At 59.6% G+C, this 18,582-nt stretch carries 18 protein-coding genes; 6 read left to right on the top strand and 12 right to left on the bottom strand.

The annotated features are described in order from the left end of the window. Window positions 1–30 precede the first annotated feature (30 nt). Genes RSE16_01355 through lptF form a run of 3 tightly spaced genes read right to left on the bottom strand, consistent with a single transcriptional unit; the run spans window position 31 to window position 3,890 of the window. Window positions 31–1,575, bottom strand: a complete 1,545-nt coding sequence (locus tag RSE16_01355; GenBank protein ID WRH76146.1) for a polysaccharide biosynthesis C-terminal domain-containing protein — start codon at window positions 1,573–1,575, stop codon at window positions 31–33. Then, entirely contained in the window at window positions 1,572–2,666 is a 1,095-nt protein-coding gene (gene lptG / locus RSE16_01350) for an LPS export ABC transporter permease LptG (protein ID WRH76145.1), read from the bottom strand. The genes RSE16_01355 and lptG overlap by 4 nt, the downstream gene beginning before the upstream one ends. A 3-nt stretch (window positions 2,667–2,669) precedes the next feature. Further along, window positions 2,670–3,890 (bottom strand): LPS export ABC transporter permease LptF, encoded by a 1,221-nt coding sequence (gene lptF, locus RSE16_01345; protein WRH76144.1) that lies wholly within the window; start codon window positions 3,888–3,890, stop codon window positions 2,670–2,672. A 122-nt stretch (window positions 3,891–4,012) separates the two neighbouring features. On the opposite strand from lptF, the gene RSE16_01340 reads away from it, so the two are divergent. Genes RSE16_01340 through RSE16_01330 form a run of 3 tightly spaced genes read left to right on the top strand, consistent with a single transcriptional unit; the run spans window position 4,013 to window position 6,375 of the window. Further along, the gene (locus RSE16_01340; GenBank protein WRH76143.1) at window positions 4,013–4,489 is read left to right on the top strand and encodes a DUF2141 domain-containing protein; all 477 of its coding nucleotides are present in this window, start codon (window positions 4,013–4,015) and stop codon (window positions 4,487–4,489) included. 16 nt (window positions 4,490–4,505) lie between these two features. Next, window positions 4,506–5,474: an acylglycerol kinase family protein gene (locus RSE16_01335; GenBank protein WRH76142.1), complete on the top strand. Its 969-nt coding sequence runs from the start codon at window positions 4,506–4,508 to the stop codon at window positions 5,472–5,474. Window positions 5,475–5,514: 40 nt separating this feature from the next. Continuing rightward, window positions 5,515–6,375, top strand: a complete 861-nt coding sequence (locus RSE16_01330; protein WRH76141.1) for a hypothetical protein — start codon at window positions 5,515–5,517, stop codon at window positions 6,373–6,375. A gap of 7 nt (window positions 6,376–6,382) precedes the next feature. Here the strand turns inward: RSE16_01330 and RSE16_01325 are convergent, their stop codons facing one another. The 9 genes from RSE16_01325 to RSE16_01285 all read right to left on the bottom strand — a co-directional run bounded on the left by RSE16_01325 (window position 6,383) and on the right by RSE16_01285 (window position 15,233). Continuing rightward, complete coding sequence (locus RSE16_01325) at window positions 6,383–7,582, bottom strand: aminotransferase class I/II-fold pyridoxal phosphate-dependent enzyme (GenBank protein ID WRH76140.1); 1,200 nt, start codon at window positions 7,580–7,582, stop codon at window positions 6,383–6,385. Window positions 7,583–7,587: 5 nt separating this feature from the next. Further along, entirely contained in the window at window positions 7,588–7,830 is a 243-nt protein-coding gene (locus RSE16_01320) for an acyl carrier protein (GenBank protein ID WRH76139.1), read from the bottom strand. A 76-nt stretch (window positions 7,831–7,906) separates the two neighbouring features. Beyond that, window positions 7,907–8,824: an NAD(P)-dependent oxidoreductase gene (locus tag RSE16_01315; protein WRH76138.1), complete on the bottom strand. Its 918-nt coding sequence runs from the start codon at window positions 8,822–8,824 to the stop codon at window positions 7,907–7,909. After that, on the bottom strand, window positions 8,821–9,939 hold the full coding sequence (gene proB / locus RSE16_01310) for a glutamate 5-kinase (GenBank protein WRH76137.1): 1,119 nt from the start codon (window positions 9,937–9,939) through the stop codon (window positions 8,821–8,823). Before proB ends, RSE16_01315 begins: the two co-directional genes overlap by 4 nt. Further along, on the bottom strand, window positions 9,924–10,970 hold the full coding sequence (obgE, locus tag RSE16_01305; protein WRH76136.1) for a GTPase ObgE: 1,047 nt from the start codon (window positions 10,968–10,970) through the stop codon (window positions 9,924–9,926). Before obgE ends, proB begins: the two co-directional genes overlap by 16 nt. A gap of 70 nt (window positions 10,971–11,040) precedes the next feature. Then, entirely contained in the window at window positions 11,041–11,415 is a 375-nt protein-coding gene (locus RSE16_01300; protein WRH76135.1) for a VOC family protein, read from the bottom strand. 100 nt (window positions 11,416–11,515) lie between these two features. Then, a complete protein-coding gene (gene yghU / locus RSE16_01295; GenBank protein WRH76134.1) occupies window positions 11,516–12,424 on the bottom strand; it encodes a glutathione-dependent disulfide-bond oxidoreductase in 909 nt (302 codons plus the stop codon). A gap of 92 nt (window positions 12,425–12,516) precedes the next feature. Then, window positions 12,517–13,350, bottom strand: coding sequence for a TauD/TfdA family dioxygenase (locus RSE16_01290; protein WRH76133.1), 834 nt, complete (start codon window positions 13,348–13,350; stop codon window positions 12,517–12,519). A gap of 74 nt (window positions 13,351–13,424) precedes the next feature. Beyond that, a complete protein-coding gene (locus RSE16_01285; protein WRH76132.1) occupies window positions 13,425–15,233 on the bottom strand; it encodes an aminopeptidase P family protein in 1,809 nt (602 codons plus the stop codon). Window positions 15,234–15,285: 52 nt separating this feature from the next. Between RSE16_01285 and RSE16_01280 the strand changes: the two genes are divergently transcribed. From RSE16_01280 to RSE16_01270, 3 genes are read left to right on the top strand one after another with little or no spacing between them, the layout of a single operon-like run. Then, window positions 15,286–17,484, top strand: a complete 2,199-nt coding sequence (locus RSE16_01280) for a S9 family peptidase (protein ID WRH76131.1) — start codon at window positions 15,286–15,288, stop codon at window positions 17,482–17,484. Beyond that, on the top strand, window positions 17,481–18,191 hold the full coding sequence (locus RSE16_01275) for a hypothetical protein (GenBank protein ID WRH76130.1): 711 nt from the start codon (window positions 17,481–17,483) through the stop codon (window positions 18,189–18,191). The genes RSE16_01280 and RSE16_01275 overlap by 4 nt, the downstream gene beginning before the upstream one ends. Continuing rightward, window positions 18,188–18,580, top strand: coding sequence for an acyl-CoA thioesterase (locus RSE16_01270; GenBank protein ID WRH76129.1), 393 nt, complete (start codon window positions 18,188–18,190; stop codon window positions 18,578–18,580). The genes RSE16_01275 and RSE16_01270 overlap by 4 nt, the downstream gene beginning before the upstream one ends. Window positions 18,581–18,582 lie beyond the last annotated feature (2 nt).

Below are 18,582 nucleotides of genomic sequence, written 5' to 3'. Positions count from 1 at the left end.
ATGCGTCGATGCTGCGTTTAGAGCAACCGCTTAGAGGCGCAGCTTTCGCGCGAAACTGCCCAGCCCAGCCTTGTCCTCGGGCAATAGGCCGATGCGCAGCGTGACCCACAGTGCAGGCCAGAACAGGACGAGCAGCGAGAGTGCGCGCACCGGCTGCCCAATAGGGGAGAGCAGTTCGCCCAATCCCCACAAAAGTGCGATACAGCCAGCCGCGGAGAACAGCGCCCGCCAGAAGCCATGCCCCAGCGGGGAGATGCGGTCGACCCAGTACAGCTCGACCATTGCGAGGATTGCCGTCAGCACCACTGCCGCGGAAACGGCCATCGCCATCCCTTCGGCGCCGCGCTGCGGCACCAGCCACATCCCGAGCGCCAGCCAGATAACAAGGCCGGCCAGGCTGTTGGCCAAGGGCAATATGCGATGCCCTGTCATCTCGATAATCGGTGTGGCCGGGCCCAATGCCGCCTCTGCCGCCCGTGCGGCCAGCAGGATGATCACGACCGACAGTCCCGCCTCGCTCCCCGGTGCAAAGGCGCTGAGCATGTCGGCGGCGACGAGGATCAGGAAACCGGCGAGCGGCGCCGCAAGCAGCAGCGATACATGCGTCGAAAAGCTATAGAGCGGCGCGATCTCCCGGCGGTCGAGCGCAGCCTGTGCCGATGCCAGCGGTGCCAGCACATAGAGGAAAGATTGGCGCACGATCAGCGGGATCGATGCGATCTTGCGCGCGATACCGAATATGCCGGCCGCCGCCGCGCCACCCGCACCGGGGATCATCAGGTTCAGCAGGATCGGAGGCAGATCATTATAGGCGCGCCGCGCAAGCGCCGGAGGCAGCATCGCAAGCCCTGTCGCCAGAGCATTTCCGCTTAGATGGGCCGGGATCGGTGCGCGCAACAGCAGGCCGGCGTCATAATAGCGGGCCAGCAATTTCCAACTCAGCCAAGCGGTGAGCGCCAGCGACGCCAGATGTGCAAAAAGCAGCCCTTCAAAGCCGAAGCCTGCAAGAAAGAAACCTGCAGCAAAGACAAGCCGTGCAATCTGCTCCCAGAATATCCGCAGCCTGATTTCCGGGCCAAAGGCGCGCTTGGCCCGCGCAGCCGCGGTCGCGGTTTCGACAAAGATCCAAAGCGGAAGGCTCCATGCAAAGATCGCGATTGCCTGCGGTAATTGCGCCGCATCCCCGGGGGCGGTTGCGATCCACGGTGCAAGCATAGAGGCTGAAATGCTGATGATGACCCCCGCGGCAACGCCGAGCCCCGTGCTGACCAGCAACGCGAAGCGGACGGCGCCATGGCGTTCGGTTTCATTTGCGCTGGCGGGAACGATGCGTTGCAACGCCTGACCCATGGCGAGATCAAGCAGATTGGCAAGAATGTTCACCATCGCCCACAGCACGACATAGACGCCATAGCCAGTCAGGCCGAACATCCATGTATAAGCAGGCTGCGCGATGACTTCGATCAAGGCGCCTAGCCGGGCGACCGCGGCAAGGCCGGCACCCTTGGCAACATCCTTGCGATCGATGGTCTGTGCCTGCGCCTCGACCAGCGCCTCTTCCTGCGGCCCGCTCATTCTTCGGTGCGTACGAGCACCGTCTCGCCGATCAGCAGGAACAGCAGGAAGGGCGCCCAGGCGGCAATGAACGGAGGGTAAGCGCCCAAATTGCCCATGGCGAGCGCGAAATTGTCAGCAACGAAATAGGCAAAACCCAGTGCCATGCCGATGACTGCGCGCAGGAAGAGCGCACCCGAGCGTGCAAGGCCAAAGGCTGCAATGGCGCCGAGCAAGGGCATGAGCAATGCAGAGAGCGGGCCCGAAATCTTGTGCCACAAAATGCCCTCAAGCGTATCGGTCCGCCGTCCTGCGGCCTTCAAATCGTCGATTGCGCGCATCAACGGAAAGAAACCGAGCGCATCGCCATCGACTTTCTTGCGATTGAACCTTTCGGGATCAATCCCGCGTCCGACCACCAGAGCAGGTAGCTGCTGCTGCTCGGCCTTGCTCAGATCGAAAATCCGCACCTTTTCGATCCGCCATGCGCCATCGTCCCAGCGCCCGCTTTCGGCGTGGATCACGCTTTTCAGGCTGCCGTCGATGCGCTGGTAAAGCCGCACATCCTGCAATTGCGTTGCATTGCCATAGCCGGAAACGGTGCGCACCTGGATCAGATCGCGGCCCTCGCGGACCCAGACATTGGTTCGCACGCCATCATCCAGCGGCACCGGGCCATAATCGACATCCTGCCACACTTTCAGCTTTGCCGTCGCCGGTGCGACAACATTGTCGTTGAACACAAAGGAAATGCCCGCGACCAGCAGGCTGGCTGCAAACATGGGCGCAAGTATCTGGTGTGCGGAGAGGCCAGCGGCCTTCATCGCGACAACTTCGCTATTCTGGCTGAGTGTTGCAAAGGTGATCAATGTTGCCAGCAACACCGAAAATGGCAGGAAGCGCGCGACAATCTGGGGCACGCGCATGCCGACATAGGCCCATAGGTCAGCCTCGCTATTGCCTGCCACCGACAGAATCTTGCCGCTTTCGCCGAGAAGGTCGAGCGTTTGCAGCACGAGCACCAGCATCAGCAGCACGGCAAATGTCCGCACCAGAAACAGCCGCGCCATATACCAGCCGATCTGGCGGGACGGGAAAAGGGCCAGTCGCATCGGTCAGCCCTCCTGCGTCAAAAGGCGCGACTTGCGGCGGCCGAAGCGGAATAGTTTTTTGAGCGTCTTGCCGGCCTTTGCGGCAAAGACTTCGAGCGCACCAATCGGCTGCCCGCCCGGGACATGGGCAATCACATGATACATCCACAAAATCAGCGCAGCGAAGGCGATGAAGGGCACCCAGAGTGCAATGACCGGGTTGACCGTGCCGAGCGCGCCAAGGCTCTCGGCATATTCATTTACCTTGTGATAGGTGACGACCATCACGATCGACAGGAAGACGCCAAGCGCCGATGTGGATCGTTTAGGCGGAATAGCCAGCGCGAGCGCGAGCAAGGGCAGCAACAGCATCATCGCGACCTCGACGAGGCGGAAATTGAAATTCGCCCAAGCGGCATTGCGAAGCCTTTGCGGCAGTTTGGCGTTGGTGCCGACCTCGACCAGTTCGTTGAAAGTATATTCGCGATCCTTGCCGCCGCGGCTGCGGAATTGTTCGATCTCCGGCAGATCGATCGGCACGTCATGGCTTGAAAAGCTCAACACGCGGGGGTTTCGGTAAGTGGGCGCATCATGGACGAGGGTGCCGTTGGTAAGGCGCAGGATGATGGTGTCCGGATCGTCGGTGCGCAGGAACTTGCCCTTTTCCGCTGATACCGAAATTGACTGGCCCTTCTTGTTCTCTGCAAAAACGAACAGGCCCGACAGATCATTGCCCTGATTGCGGCTCTCTTCGATCCGCATGGTCAGATTGTCGCCCAAATTGTTGAACTCGCCAATCTTGATCGATGCGCCCAACGCACCTGACCGCAGATCGAAGCGCAGTTCTTCATATAAATAGCGCGAGGTGGGCTGCACCCATCCGACAATTGCGAAATTCACCAGCGCCAGCCCGATCGCGTAGAGATAGGGAACGCGCAGCAGCCGCCAATAGCTTTGCCCCACTGCCCGGAAGATATCGATTTCAGAGGTGGTCGCCAGCTTGCGAAAGGCAAGCAATATGCCCAGCAACAGCCCGATCGGAATGCCGAGCGACATATATTCGGGGATCAGATTGGCGAGCATTCGCCAGACAACATCAACAGGGCCGCCCTCTGCCGCGACGAAGTCGAACAGGCGCAGCATCTTGTCGAGCAGCAGCAACATCGCGGCAATCACCAGCGTGCCGATAAGCGGCAACGCGACAAGCTTTGCGATATAGCGGTCCGTGGCAGTCAAAAATTTCAACTTGTGGTCGCCCTGTCACCCTAATTTGGCCGCAAATCGTTCCGATATACCCGAACAGGATCAGGAGCAATATCGTTGGTCGTAGTTTGACCGACGCTTAAGGAACGGGATTGGAGACAGCAATGGCACGTTACATTGCCGCTTTCTGCGCCGCCGCCGCGCTCGCAATGACGAATTCGGCCTCGGCTGGAAGCGTTATACCAAATGATATGGGTCGCTGTGCCGCAGATCAGGGGCCTGCTGTGAAGGTGATTGTCAACGGGATTCGCAGCTCAAACGGCCGTGTGCGGGTGCAAAGCTATCCGGCGACAAAGGCTGCTTGGCTGGCCAAAGGCCGCTGGTTGCACCGTATCGAAAGCGGCGCTCGTGCCGGCACGATGAGCTTTTGCATCCCTGTTGGTGAGGCAGGCCATTATGCGATCGCCGTTCGCCACGACAAAAATGGCAATGGCAACACAGATATTTCCTCGGATGGAGGCGGTTTTTCGAACAATCCGTCGATCAGCATCCTCAATCTGGGAAAACCGTCGGTTGGTCGGGTCAGTTTTTATGCAGATGCGGGCGTAACCACCGTCAGCATCAACATGCGTTATATGTGACGCAATAGGGGGGCAATTGGCACTCGTCGCGCTTCTTTCAAATCCGCATTCGACCGGCAACAAAAGCCTGTTGCCGCAGGTGCGGAGCTTTTGCGCAACGCATTCCGACGTTTTTCACTATGAGGTCGAGGAAGTCGCCCAGATCGCCCGCGCGCTCGAAATGATTGCGCGGGTGTCGCCCAAGGTTCTGGTGATCAATGGCGGCGATGGCACGGTTCAGGCAGCGCTTACCGAACTCTATCATGGCGGCCATTTTGAAGGTACGCCGCCGCCTGTCGCGGTGTTGCCGAATGGCAAGACCAATCTTATCGCGCTTGATCTTGGCGCAACCGGCGATCCGCTTGATGCGCTTGCCGAGATATTGGAACTCGCCAAAGGCGATCTGCGCAATCATGTCGTCGCGCGGGAGCTTATTGCCCTTTCGGAAAGTGGCGAAAATAGCCGCCCGGTGATCGGCATGTTCCTCGGCGGGGCCTATCTGGCAGAGACGATTCTCTATTGTCGCGACAAGATCTATCCGCTGGGGCTACCCAATGGGGTTAGCCATCTTATTGCCGCAATTGTTGCCATCATTTCGGTGTTTTTCGGGCTGACAGCGAATTTCCTGCCGCGTCGGTCAGAGGCGATCCGCATTTCGCTGATCCGTGATGGCGAACTCAAAGGCCGGTTTTCGGTGCTGATCGTGACCACGCTTGAAAAACTCCTGCTCGGCGGCAGGGTGCGCAGCCAGGGCGACGGTCGTCTGAAAATGATGGCGGTCGATCACAAACCTTGGGTGTTGCTGCGCATGGTCATGGCCTCGCTCATGGGTCGGCTCGGCAAGTCGAGGATGGAAGGCATCCATATCAGCAATGGCGATGTGATCCGCATCGATGGCGGGCGCAGCAATGTCATACTTGATGGCGAAGTGTTCGAAGCCGATAATGAACGTCCGATCGTGCTCCGCTCGACGCCGCCGGTACCTTTCCTGAAACTCGCGGCCTGACGCCCTCGCGCTCTCTCCCCATCGGCGCTAAAGACAATCCATGTCCCCGATTGAACAGCTTGTTGCCGAAGAATTGGCAATTCCGGCCGATCCGCGCGTGACGGAAATGGCCGTTGCCATTGCGGCGCGTTATCCGAATGCTGCGCGGTCGGTGCTGTTTTACGGCAGCTGCCTGCGCGAAAGTCAGCTCGAAGGGCTGATGCTCGATTTCTACCTGATCGTTTCGGATTATGATGCGGCCTATGGCCATGGCTGGCTGGCCCGTGCCAACAGGTTGATCCCGCCCAATGTTTTTCCGTTCGAACATCGCGGATTAATCGCCAAATATGCGGTTCTCAGCGAGGCGGATTTTCACCGGCTGAATGGCCCCGAAACCCGCAATGTGTCTGTCTGGGCACGCTTTGCGCAACCGGCGCGGCTGGTATGGACGGCAGATGACGCCGCGCAGGGTCGTGCCGTTGCCGCTGTCGCGCGCGCGGCGCCGACGTTGCTTGCCGCTGCAGGATCCATCGATGGAGAAGCGCCGCTCGACTGGTGGCGGCGGGCCTTTGCACTGACCTATTCGGTCGAATTGCGGGCGGAACGAAAGAGCCGGTCAAACTCGGTGGTGGAAGCAGACACGGCCCGTTATCAGCGCTTCAGCACGGCAGCCATGGCCGCAACCCCTGAAGGGGCGCAAGCAGGGCTTTGGGGTCGCCGGCGGCTGGAAGGCAAGCTTCTTTCGGTCGCCCGGCTAGCCAAGGCGGCGTTCACCTATGCCGGCGGGATCGATTATCTCGCCTGGAAGATCAACCGGCACGCCGGCACCCAGATCGAGATCAAGCCCTGGCAGCGCAAATGGCCGCTGGTGGCGGCGCTGGTTTTGGTGCCCAAATTGCTCGCCAAGGGCGCGGTGCGTTAACTCAGGATCAGATAATCCCGATCGCCTTGCCTGCGCGTTCGAACCGGCCGAGAATATCCTGCACCTGTTCACTCGTATGTTCGGCACATAGCGAGCAGCGCAGCAATGTCATCCCGGCGGGTGTTGCCGGCGGACGCGCAAGGTTGACGTAAAGGCCCTGCTGCAACAGTGCCTCCCACATCATTGCGCCCTTTTCCAGATCGGGCATGATCACCGCGATGATCGCGCTTTGCGGGCTTTCAGTACCCAATTGGAAACCAAGATCGCGCAATCCCTTGTGCAGGGTCTTGGAGTTTTCCCAAAGGTGCGCGCGCTTGTTACCATTGTGCATCAGTTTGCGAATGCTCGCCGCGCTCGATGCCATCACGCTTGGCGGCAGCGCCGCGGTGAACACATAAGGGCGGCACACAAGGCGCATGATTTCGAACTTGGGATGGTTTGATACGCAGAAGCCGCCGACCGTGCCGACCGATTTGCTGAAGGTGCCGATGATGAAGTCGACATCGTCGATGCAGCCCTGCTCCTCGGCAACACCGCGGCCATTTTCGCCGATAAAGCCCATTGAATGGGCCTCGTCGACCAGCACCATCGCGCCATTTTCCTTGGCGATGCGGACCATTTCCTTCAGCGGCGCGACATCGCCCATCATCGAATAGACGCCTTCAAGGACGACCAACTTGCCCGCCTCTGCCGGCAAACGCTTCAGCCGCTTTTCCAGCGCCTCGATATCATTGTGGCGGAAAGGCACGATTTCGGCATTGCCCATGGCGCAGCCGTCATAGATTGACGCATGGCTGTCGATATCAAGGATGATATAGTCGCCCTTGCCGGCAATCGTCGAAATGATACCCAGATTGGCCTGATATCCGGTCGAAAAGACCATGGCATGGTCCATCGCGTAAAATTCGCGCAGCGCGGCTTCGACGTCACGATGGTGGAAAAAGGTGCCGTTCAGGACGCGGCTTCCCGTGGTGCCCGCACCGAAATCGTCAAAGGCCTGCTTGCCCGCGGCGATGACATCATCGTCAAAGGTCATGCCCATATAATTATAGGTGCCCAAGAGGATGGTTTCGCGTCCGTTGCAGATGGCGACGGTCGGCGACAATACCTTTTCCATGACGAGGTTGAAGGGGTCGGTGACGCCGGTGTCGAGCAGCGTGCGGCGCTGTTCGATCAGCGCATCGAATTTGGAAAACAGGTCGGTCATGTCTGTCAGTCTGTCAGCTTGATGACTGCATCGACCAACTGGCCGACATTTTCGATTTCGGCTTGCATATTCATCGTGATCACGATGTCGAACATATCTTCGACCTCGGCAACGAAATCCATCACGGTCAGGCTGTCCCATTCGAGATCGCCGGCAAAAGTTGTTGCCTCGTTCAGTTCGACGCCTTTTTTGTTGAATGGCCCGATCAACTCCTTGAGCTTGTCGAACATCTCGTTGCGGTCGGTCATATCTTGTCCCTAACTATAATCTGTTGCGCCATTGCCAGCGGAATAAGGCGGCAAAAGGGCGAATTTTCGGTCAAGCCTATAGCCAGCCTTCTGCTTTATACCAACGTGCAGTTTGCTTGAGCCCTTCCATGGTGCCGATTTCAGCGGTCCAGAGCGATGCGGGCGGTGCGGCGCTGCGGTCGATCACCCAATCCGGATGACACATATAGCTGGCACGATCAGGCGTCAGCTTTGCATTTTCCCGGCGCACCAACCGGTCGCCCCATGCAGCGATGTTCAAAAGCGGGCGGGGGGCGGAAAATGTGACGATCCTTTTGCCCAGTGCCCAACCGATCGCGCGTCCAAATCGTGCATGGTCCCATCCACCGGCTTCGCCGTCATCGGCTTCGAACAGGCGCGCTGTGGCGTCTTCATGGACGGGGAGCAAGGCGACCAGCAACCGGGCCAGATCGTCGACATGGATCCATGAACTGCGCCCAGCAGGCGGCAGAAGGCAGAAACCGTTCTTCGCCATTTTGAACATTTCGAGGACCTCGGTGTCGCCGGGGCCATAAACCCCGGGCGGGCGCAGGATCGTCCAGTCCAGAAGGCTGGTGCCGACCAGTTTTTCCGCCTTGGCCTTGCTCGCGCCATAGACGGAAAGCTGCGGTTCACGCGCGGCAAGCGAGGAGACATGGACAAAACGGCTGACCCCGCAGTCCTTGGCAGCGGCGAGCATATTTGCCGTTCCGGTGACATTCCCTGCCTCAAACCCGGCGGGATCGGGCGCGTTGACAACACCTGCGACATGCAGCGCCGCATCCGCGCCTTCGCACAGGGAAATCAGCGTTTCTGGCCTGTCGAGCGCGCCGTCGATCCAACTAACCCCAGGCTGCGATTGTTGCGCGCGGCGGGTGAGGGCGCGTACCTGCCATCCGGCTTCGACCAGCCGGGCAAGCACTGCCTTGCCGACAAAACCGGTCGCCCCGGTCAATGCAACGGTTTTGCCGCTCAAAGCAGGACCATCTGGTCGCGGTGGACCAGCACGGTGCGCGGAACCGCACCGAGCAGCGTTTCAAGCTCTGCCGATTGCCGCCCGCAGATCAGCTTGGCGTCATCGGCATCATATTCGGACAGCCCGCGCGCCAGCGTTTCGCTGTCCTTGCTGACTATATCGACGACATCGCCGCGACGGAATTCACCGCTGACCGAAACGGCCCCCGCGGGAAGCAGGCTGGCACCGCTGCGCAATGCCTTTGCTGCCCCTGCATCGATGATGATCTGCCCTTTCACCGACAGCCTGCCGCCAATCCATCCCTTGCGCGCGCTGCCGCCTGGCCGGGGGGCGAACCATGTCGATGGTGCGCCATTATCGAGCGCGGAAAGCGGATGTGGGCGCAGGCCCGATGCGATGGAAAGGCCGATTCCGGCGCGGGTCGCAATGTCGGCGGCATCGATTTTTGATGCCATGCCGCCCGATCCCATTCCCGATGATGATCCCCCCGTTACCATCAGACGGATTTTGCCGTCGATGGTGGCGACTTCGGATACAAGCTGCGCCTCTGGATCGCGCGGGTCACGATCATAAAGCCCGTCCACGTCAGATAGAAGCACCACGCCCTGCGCGCCTGCCGCCTGCGCCACGCGCGCGGCCAACCGGTCATTGTCGCCAAAGCGGATTTCGGCGGTCGCAACGCTATCATTTTCATTGATCACCGGAATCGCGCCTGCACCCAGCAGCCGGTCGAGCGTTGCGGTGATGTTGAGATAACGGCGGCGATCCTCGAGATCGTCCAGCGTCACCAGAATCTGGGCGGCGGTCATCCCCTCTGCCGCCAGCAATTCAGCCCAAAGCCCCGAAAGCAGGATCTGGCCGACCGAGGCGGAGGCTTGCGCATCGGCAAGGCTTGCCCGGCCGCCTTTTTCAAAGCCCAGCCGGCGTGCGCCCAGTGCGATTGCGCCCGAACTAACAATGGCAATTTTCTGGCCGGCCCTATGTCGTGCGGCGATGTCAGCGACCAGTGTCTGCAGCCATTCACGGCGGACTGTGCCATCCCCCTCTACCAGCAGCGAGGAGCCGACCTTGACGATCAGGAGCGGGCAGAGCGTGGGGGTCAGATGGGCGACCATTCGCCTTCCTCATTGTCGCCGCTAGACGTCTCGACGCTGCTCTTGTCGGGCAGTGCAGCGATCACCCGGTCGAGCACCTTGTCGACGCCTTGGCCCGTCGCGCCCGAAATTGCGATCACCGCTTGCGCGCCTGCCGCTTCAAGTTGGGCGGAGATATCGGCCATAAGTTCGTCGTCGAGCAGGTCGCCCTTGTTGAGCGCGACGATTTGCGGCTTGTCTACAAGGCCCGCGCCATAGGCTTCGAGCTCTTCGCATACCGTATGCCATGCCTCCACAGGGTCGTCGCCAGTGGCATCGATCAGGTGGATCAATATCTGGCATCGTTCGATGTGACCGAGGAATCGGTCGCCCACGCCCGCCCCTTCGGCAGCGCCGGCAATCAATCCGGGAATGTCCGCCAGCACAAATTCGCGGCCCTTATGGCTGACAACACCCAATTGCGGACGCAAAGTGGTGAAGGCATAGGCCCCGACCTTTGCCTTGGTGTTCGTCACCTGATTGATGAAGGTCGATTTGCCGGCATTGGGCAGGCCGACCAGCCCCGCATCAGCAAGCAGTTTCAGCCGCAGCCAGACCCACAATTCCTGACCATCCTCACCCGGTTGGTGCTGGCGCGGGGCGCGGTTGGTGCTGGTTTTATAGCTGGCATTTCCGCGGCCGCCCAATCCGCCCTCAAGGAAGGTGATGCGCTGGCCAACCTTGGTCAGATCGGCGAGCAAAGTGCGCTCGTCATCGTCAGCAAGGATCTGCGTGCCGACAGGCACTTTGATCACCAGATCTTCGCCGCCTGCGCCATAACGATCACGTCCGGCGCCGCCGCCGCCGCGCGGGGCCTTGAAATGCTGGGTGTAACGGAAATCGATCAAGGTGTTGAGGCCGGCAACAGCTTCAAACACGATGTCACCACCGCGCCCACCATTGCCGCCATCGGGGCCACCATATTCAACATATTTTTCGCGGCGAAAGCTGACGGCGCCCGGGCCGCCGGCGCCGGAACGGATGTAGATTTTCGCCTGATCAAGGAAATGCATGGCTCGCCCTTAGGCGAGCTATACAGATTTTACCAGTCCTGGCCGGATTGACTGCCGACCGGATGCCGATTCACCCCATTATGAAAGCGTTCAGCTTGTTGCCATCCGGATCGCGGAAATAGCCTGCATAAAATCCTTCATCGCCGCGCGGTCCGGGCGGGCCGTCGCAGGTGCCGCCATTGGCGAGCGCGATCTCGTAAAGCCGGTGGACCTGATCTTTGTCCTTTGCCTCCAGCGCGACCATCACGCCATTGCCGACCGTCGCGGGATTGCCGTCAAACGGCTTGGTCAGGCCGATGCCGGCAGCTTCGCCTTCAAGGCTGCCCCAGGCGATGAAGCCATCAAACTCCATCATCCGCTTCGTGCCAAGTTCTGCGGCAATGGCGTCGTAAAACGTTGCCGCGCGCGCAAGGTCATTGGTCCCGAGTGTCACATATCCGATCATCGACTCGCCTCCTTCAATGGAAAGAGAACATTATGCGAACAATCAGATGGTGTCAATTTGGCTGCTTCTTGTCGAACGGGGGACGGGCCGGCAAGCGATGCTAACCTGCCTTCGGCCATTCCCCTGCCGCAACCATCTTTTCCAGCGTGCGCGTTTCGAAATCACCGGCATCATGGCGTTCGGGCAGGCAAGTGGCTGGATCGCCCATCACGCGGTTGACCATCCGTCCTCGCTGCGCAGCGGGGCGCGCGGCGATCTGCTTGGTCCAGCGCTGCACATTTTTGTAGCTTGCAACGTCAAGGAATTCGCCCGCCTCATAGATCAGCCCCATGGCCAGCGCGCCATACCAAGGCCAGATTGATATATCGGCGATCGAATATTCGTCGCCGGCCATATATTCGCGGTCTGCAAGGTTGCGGTCGAGAACGTCCATTTGCCGCTTCACCTCCATGGCAAAGCGATCGACGCAATATTCGATCTTGAACGGCGCATAGGCATAGAAATGGCCGAAGCCGCCGCCCAGATAGGGCGCGCTGCCCATCTGCCAGAAAAGCCAGCTCAGCGCCTCGGCCCGCTTGGCTGGGTCGGTTGGCAGAAAGGCCCCGAACTTCTCGGCGAGATAGAGCAGGATCGCGCCCGATTCGAACACGCGCTGCGGCACAGGGCCAGACCGGTCGACCAGCGCGGGGATCTTCGAATTGGGGTTCGCGTCGACAAAGCCCGAACCGAATTGGTCACCGCTGCCGATATTGATCAGCCAGGCGTCATATTCGGCACCGGCATGGCCCGCCGCCAGCAGTTCCTCGAGCAGCACCGTCACCTTCACGCCATTGGGCGTGCCTAGCGAATACAATTGCAGCGGATGCTTGCCGACCGGCAATTCCTTGTCATGCGTCGCGCCCGCGATCGGCCGATTGATATTGGCAAAACGCCCGCCATTCTCCTTGTTCCACTCCCAGACCTTGGGCGGTACATATTCGGAAAGGGTCTGGTTCGGGGTCTCAGGCATCGGGCGCTCCTCGCTATCGGTTTTTCTTTGCAACCGGTATAACGCGCGGCGGCGCTTTGGGTAGGGGGATTAAAGCAGCACCTGCTCCGGCCTCACGCCGCTGCGATGGTCGTGCGGTGCAGCAACCGGTGGTGGCCGTCATAGCCGCCGGTCGCGGCGTGGAGGACTGAGCGATTGTCCCACATCAGCAGCATCCCCGGCTGCCATTTGTGGCGATATACGAAGGCTTCCTGCCCCTGAAACTGGTAGAGCTCGATGAGGAGCGGCAGCGCCTCTGCATCGTCCATGCCGTCAAAACCGATGATATAGCCGAAACAGCTGAACAGCCCCAGCCGCCCGGTTTCGGGATGCGCGCGGATATAGGGGTGAAGCTGGGTCGCCTCGGCATCCTTTGACGGACGAATGTCCATCGAACGCTTTGCCTTATCGCCTTCGCCATAAAAGCCATCGGGGGCATAGGCTCGCTTCGCCGAATGGATCGCCATCCGCCCCTCGACCCGCGCACGCAGCGCATCGGGCATCGCATCAAGCGCCGCATGCTGGTTAGCAAACAGCGTGTCGCCGCCAAGGGGCGGGATCTTGATGCCATACAGGCAAGTGCCCGCAGGCGGCCGCGCCTGAAAACTCCAGTCGCTGTGCCAGTTTTCGGCGAACAGCGGCGAGGTCTCATCCGCCAGCCGCTCAACCGCAATCACATGTTTGCGCCCCGGGATCGGCGCAATGAAGGGATCATCGCCAAAGCCGCCAAAAGCCAGCGTGAAGCGTTCGAGATCGTCGTCGGTCAGATCCTGATGGGGAAAAGCGAGAACATGATGCTCCAACCACGCCGCGCGGATCGCGCCGACCAGATCGGCGGACAAAGGCTGGCGCAGGTCAACACCGCTCACACTCGCACCGCATGCTTGGCCGGATGGGGTTATTTGCATTTATTGGCCTCTCCTGTTCGGACGAGGCTAGTTTGTGGTCGGGGTTTGTCAATCTTGTGGGGATAAGGCGGGGTTTACCCCCGCCCCAAAGGCGCACATGCCTCCGTCACCCAAGCAAGCGCATCGCCCTCCAGTTGCGGCCCGACAATTTCGAGCACGCGGGCGTGATATTCATCCCACCAGCGCAGTTCGTCCCGGTTAAGGAGGCTGGTGTCGACCAGCGTCTTGTCAATCGGGGCCCAGGTCAGGTTTTCAAAGCCGAAATAGCGGCCTTCCGCGCCCGCGATGCTGCGTTCCTCGACCAGCACGAGATTTTCAATACGGATGCCATATTCGCCTGCCTTGTAATAGCCGGGCTCGTTCGAGAGGATCATGCCGGGAAGCAAGGGCTCGTCGGTTCCGGGCTGGCTGCCGGTGAATTTTGCGATCCGCTGCGGGCCTTCATGCACCGCGAGGAAGCTGCCGACGCCGTGGCCGGTGCCATGTGCATAATCAAGGCCCGCCTGCCATAATGAGGCGCGCGCCATCGTGTCGAGTTGCGCGCCGCGTGTGCCTTCGGGAAACACGGCCAGCGCCAAGGCGATATGGCCCTTGAGCACGCGGGTGAAGCGGTCCTTCATCTCAGCCGTTGGTTCGCCAGGGCCAACCCAGATGGTGCGCGTCACGTCGGTGGTGCCGTCAAGATATTGCCCGCCGCTGTCGACCAGATAGATGCTGTTTGGCTCGATCGCCCGGTTGCTCGTTTCATCCACCTTATAATGGCAATGCGCGCCATTGGGGCCGGTGGCAGAGATGGTGTCGAAGCTCAAATCCTTGAGCTGGCCGGTCGCGGCCCGGAAATCCTGCAGCTTTGCCGCCACCGAAAGTTCGGTGAGCCCGCCCTGATGCGCGGTTTCGTGCATCCAGTGGAGAAAATTGCTGAGCGCCGCACCATCACGTGCCTGCGCCGCACGATGACCGGCCTGTTCGATCGGGTTCTTCTGCGCCTTGGGCAATATTGTAGGGTCGCGCGCCTCGACAATCGTGGCGCCAGCATCCCCCAGAGCGCCGAAGATGGCGGCGACCGAACGGTCGGGATCGACCGCAATCCGCTTGCCGGCCATCGCCTTCAGTTCGGGAACAAATTCTTCAGGTGTGCGCAGGCGGACGGCATTGCCGAGATGGGCGCGCACCTCGTCACTCACCTTTTCAGGTGCGACAAAAAGGTCAGCGGTGCCATCGGCATGGGCGAGCACAAAGCTGAGCGCTACCGGCGTGCGCGATACGTCCGCACCGCGCACATTCAGCAACCAGGCTACCGAATCGAGCGCGGCGACCACCGTGCTGTCGAGTTTGTTGGCAGCCAGCCATTCGGCAATCTGTGCGCGTTTTTCGGCGCTGCTTTGCCCGGCATAACGGTCTTCATGGACCACAAGCCGCGCATTGCTTTTCGCGGGCTGATCGCCCCAGACAGCGTCGATCGGGTTGCGCGAAACCGCCACAAGCTCGGCACCCTTGGCTTTCAACGCCTTGGTTGCGCTCTCCACCCAGCCCTTGGTGTGCACCCATGGATCATAGCCGATCCGCGCACCTGCAGGCGCATGCGCCCGCAGCCAGTCGGATATGCTGGTTTCGGGAACGCCGACATATTCCCAGTGCTTGCCATCAACCTGCTCGCGCACCTGCAGCGTGTATCGTCCATCGGTGAAGATCGCGGCTTCCTCGCTCAGCACAACTGCGCTTCCGGCCGATCCGCCAAAGCCGGTGAGCCAACCCAGCCGCTGCGCATATTCGCCGACATATTCGCTCATATGTTCGTCGCAGATAGGGACGACGAAACCGTCGAGGCGATCGGTCTTCAATTGTTCGCGCAGGGCGGCAAGGCGGGCTTCATAGGTGGACATGGTTGATTCCTGAATCTAATTGTCCACCCCATATAGAGAGGACATCATCAACATGAAACTGCTCCTGAAACTTGGCACCTCGATTGCCCTCAGCATCAGTGCGGTTCCGATCCTCGCCGCCGACAGCCAGAAAGACACCATGACCGAAAAGACCGACACCGCCGTCAAGCCGCCATTTGCCGAAAAGCGCGCGCATGCATACACCGCGCACGGCGTGACGATCAGCGACGAATATCACTGGCTGCGCGACCAGAGCTATCCGGTGATCGACGATAAGGAAATCCTCGCCCATCTCGAAGCGGAAAACGCCTATTATCAGGCGCAGATGAAGCCGCAAGTGGCGCTGGCCGAGACGATTTTCCAAGAGATGAAGGGCCGGATCAAGGAAGATGATTCGTCGGTCCCGCAAAAGGATGGCGACTGGATCTATTGGTCGAAATTTGACGAGGGCGCGCAATATCGCAAGCATTACCGCAAGCCGGTGAAGGGCGGCGCGGACCAACTGATCCTCGACGAGAATGAGCTTGCGAAGGGCAAGGAATATTTCCGCCTTGGCGCGGCGGAGATCAGCCCTGATGGCAAATTGCTGGCTTATTCCTTCGATGATGACGGATCGGAACGATATCGCGTTAAATTCAAATGTCTGGAGACAGGCGAGGCACTGAAAGACCAATTGTGCGGTGCCTATGCCGGCTGGGGCGATGACGCAATCGAAGGGACGCTCGGCAATTTGGTCTTTTCCAGCGACGGCACGCAGCTTGTCTACGGGCTGGTCAATGACAATTGGCGGGTGGACAAGCTGATGCTGCACAAGATCGGCACGCCGCAAATCGAGGACCGGCTGATCTTTGAGGAAAAACAGCTGGGCTTCATTGTTGGCGCCGGTTTGACAGCGCAAGAAGATTGGATCGTGATTGCCACCGGCGACAATGTGACCAGTGAAAACTGGCTGGTTCCCGCCAAGGATCCGACCGCAAAACCGATCCTGGTCTCACCACGCAAGGAAGGCCGACAGTACAGCGTCGATGTGCGCGATGGTGTCATTTATGTCCTGACCAATGATGACCATGTCAATTTCCGCATAGCGACGGCTGACCTGAAAAAGCCCGGAGAGTGGAAAACGCTGATCGGCGGCGCGGACGATTATTACATTACCGGCCTCAGCCTGTTCAAAGACTTTTATGTCGTTGAAGGCCGCGAGGAAGGGCTCGATCAGGTCGAAATCCGCTATTATGATGACCCCGAACGCACAACGCCAATCCGCTTCCCAGAGGCAAGCTATGTTGCGGGGCTTGGCGACAATCCCGAATATGATGTGCAGAAATTGCGGCTTGATTATGAATCGATGGTCACGCCCGACGCGGTGCTCGACTATCATCTTGCTGATGGCCGCATGGAAACGCTGAAGGTACAGGAAATCCCGTCAGGCTATGATGCCAGCCAATATGTGACCGAGCGGGTGATGATCACCGCGCGCGATGGCACCAAGGTTCCGGTGTCGATCCTGACCAAAAAGGGCTTCAAAAAGGACGGCAGCCAGCCGCTCCATCTCTATGCTTATGGCGCTTATGGCTATGCGACCCCGCCGGGTTTCAGTTCGAACCGGTTAAGCCTTGTCGATCGCGGCTTTGCCTATGCCATCGCGCATATCCGCGGCGGCGATGATCTGGGATATCAATGGTATCTCGACGGCAAGCTGATGAAGCGCACCAATACCTTCAACGACTTTGTCGATGCCGGAAATGCGCTCATCAACATGGGTTATACCGGCAAGGGCAAGCTGACCGCGAGCGGCGGTTCAGCGGGCGGTGAACTGATGGGTGCTGTGATCAACCAGGCCCCAGAAATCTTCGGTGCGGTTGTCAGCCATGTTGCCTTTGTCGATGTGCTTAACACCATGCTTGATGAAAGCCTGCCATTGACCCCGGGCGAATGGCCCGAATGGGGCAATCCGATCACCGACAAGGCCGCGTTCGATTATATCCGCAGCTATTCGCCTTATGACAATATCAAGGCGCAGGCCTATCCGCCGATGCTCTGGACTGCCGGCCTCAACGACCCGCGCGTCACTTATTGGGAACCGGCAAAGATGGTCGCACGACTGCGCGCGACAAAGACGGACGACAATATCCTGCTGCTCAAGACCAATATGGGCGCAGGCCATGGCGGCAAATCCGGGCGCTGGGAACGACTGCGCGAAAATGCCGATGAGGCGGCGTTCCTGCTTTGGCAGTTAGGGAAGGCGGAGTGAAAAAACGGCGCCGCTTATCGGCAGGTACTGCAGGGTTAGCAGCCCTGCTCATTACCATCTCGGGCGGCCCGGTTGCAGCCTGTGTCGTTGCTGCGCCGCCATCATGCGAAGCAACTGAGAGCGAAGCCGATTGTCAGACGCGAGCCGAGAAATGGTATGCTGACCGAGAAGCGGCGCGCATAGCTTATGAGAAAAAGACACCCGCCGAACGTGCGCTGGACGAACAATCACAGCTGTGGAATTATAATGCACTCATTTTCCTAGCGCGGGTGGAAAAAATAAAGCTGCATGGGAAAATCTATCCACAACCCGAACCGAAACAGCCAAAGCGCAAAGCTGGTAAACTTCCAGTTCCACCCCCGCCCGTACTAATGCCAGTTTTCCCAAAGTTCGGAGAAAGTTACCAAGCCTATCTCCGGCCAATCCGCTGGATAAAGGGACCGCAAGATTTTTCCGCATCATGGCAACAGGTTGGCGGGATGACGAGTTGCGGGTCCTCAAACGACGGCTCGTTGGCATTTAGTTATCCCGGCGATGAAATCGCCGTCTTTGCCAACTGGGCGAGCAGCAGCCAATTGGTTCAAGGGCAGTGGGTCAGTTCCGAATATCTCAGACTATACGGGATTGATCGCGCAGATTTGGTCGAACCAAGGATATTAGCGGCGATTACAAATGATCCTGCCAATGGAAATGAACCAACAAAGTGACCCCCTTCACCCGCATCTTCACCCCCACGCCCGCCGACATTGACGAGCTGGGTCATGTCAACAATGCCGTGTGGGTGCGGTGGATACAGGATATGGCGACCGCGCATTGGGCGGCGGTTGCCGATCCTGCCCATGTGGAGGCTTACATCTGGGTCGTGACCCGACACGAGATCGACTATCGCGGTAATGTTGCGCTGGGCGAAAGTGTCACGGCAAAGACCTGGATCGAGAAGCAGCCGCGCGGTGCGACTTTCGACCGGCGGGTCGAGTTTGTGAATGCCGCCGGAAAGACGATCGTTAGCGCAAATACGACATGGGCGATGATCGATCGCGCCAGCGGCCGGCTGTGCCGTGTGCCTGCCGAAGTCGCCGCGCCCTTTTTTCTCTGAAC

Origin of the sequence: Sphingobium sp. (genome assembly GCA_035196065.1) — a bacterium.
Lineage (GTDB): Bacteria > Pseudomonadota > Alphaproteobacteria > Sphingomonadales > Sphingomonadaceae > Sphingorhabdus_B > Sphingorhabdus_B rara.
Note: the sequence above shows the minus strand (reverse complement) of the source record. Positions and strands in the feature narration are given on the sequence as shown.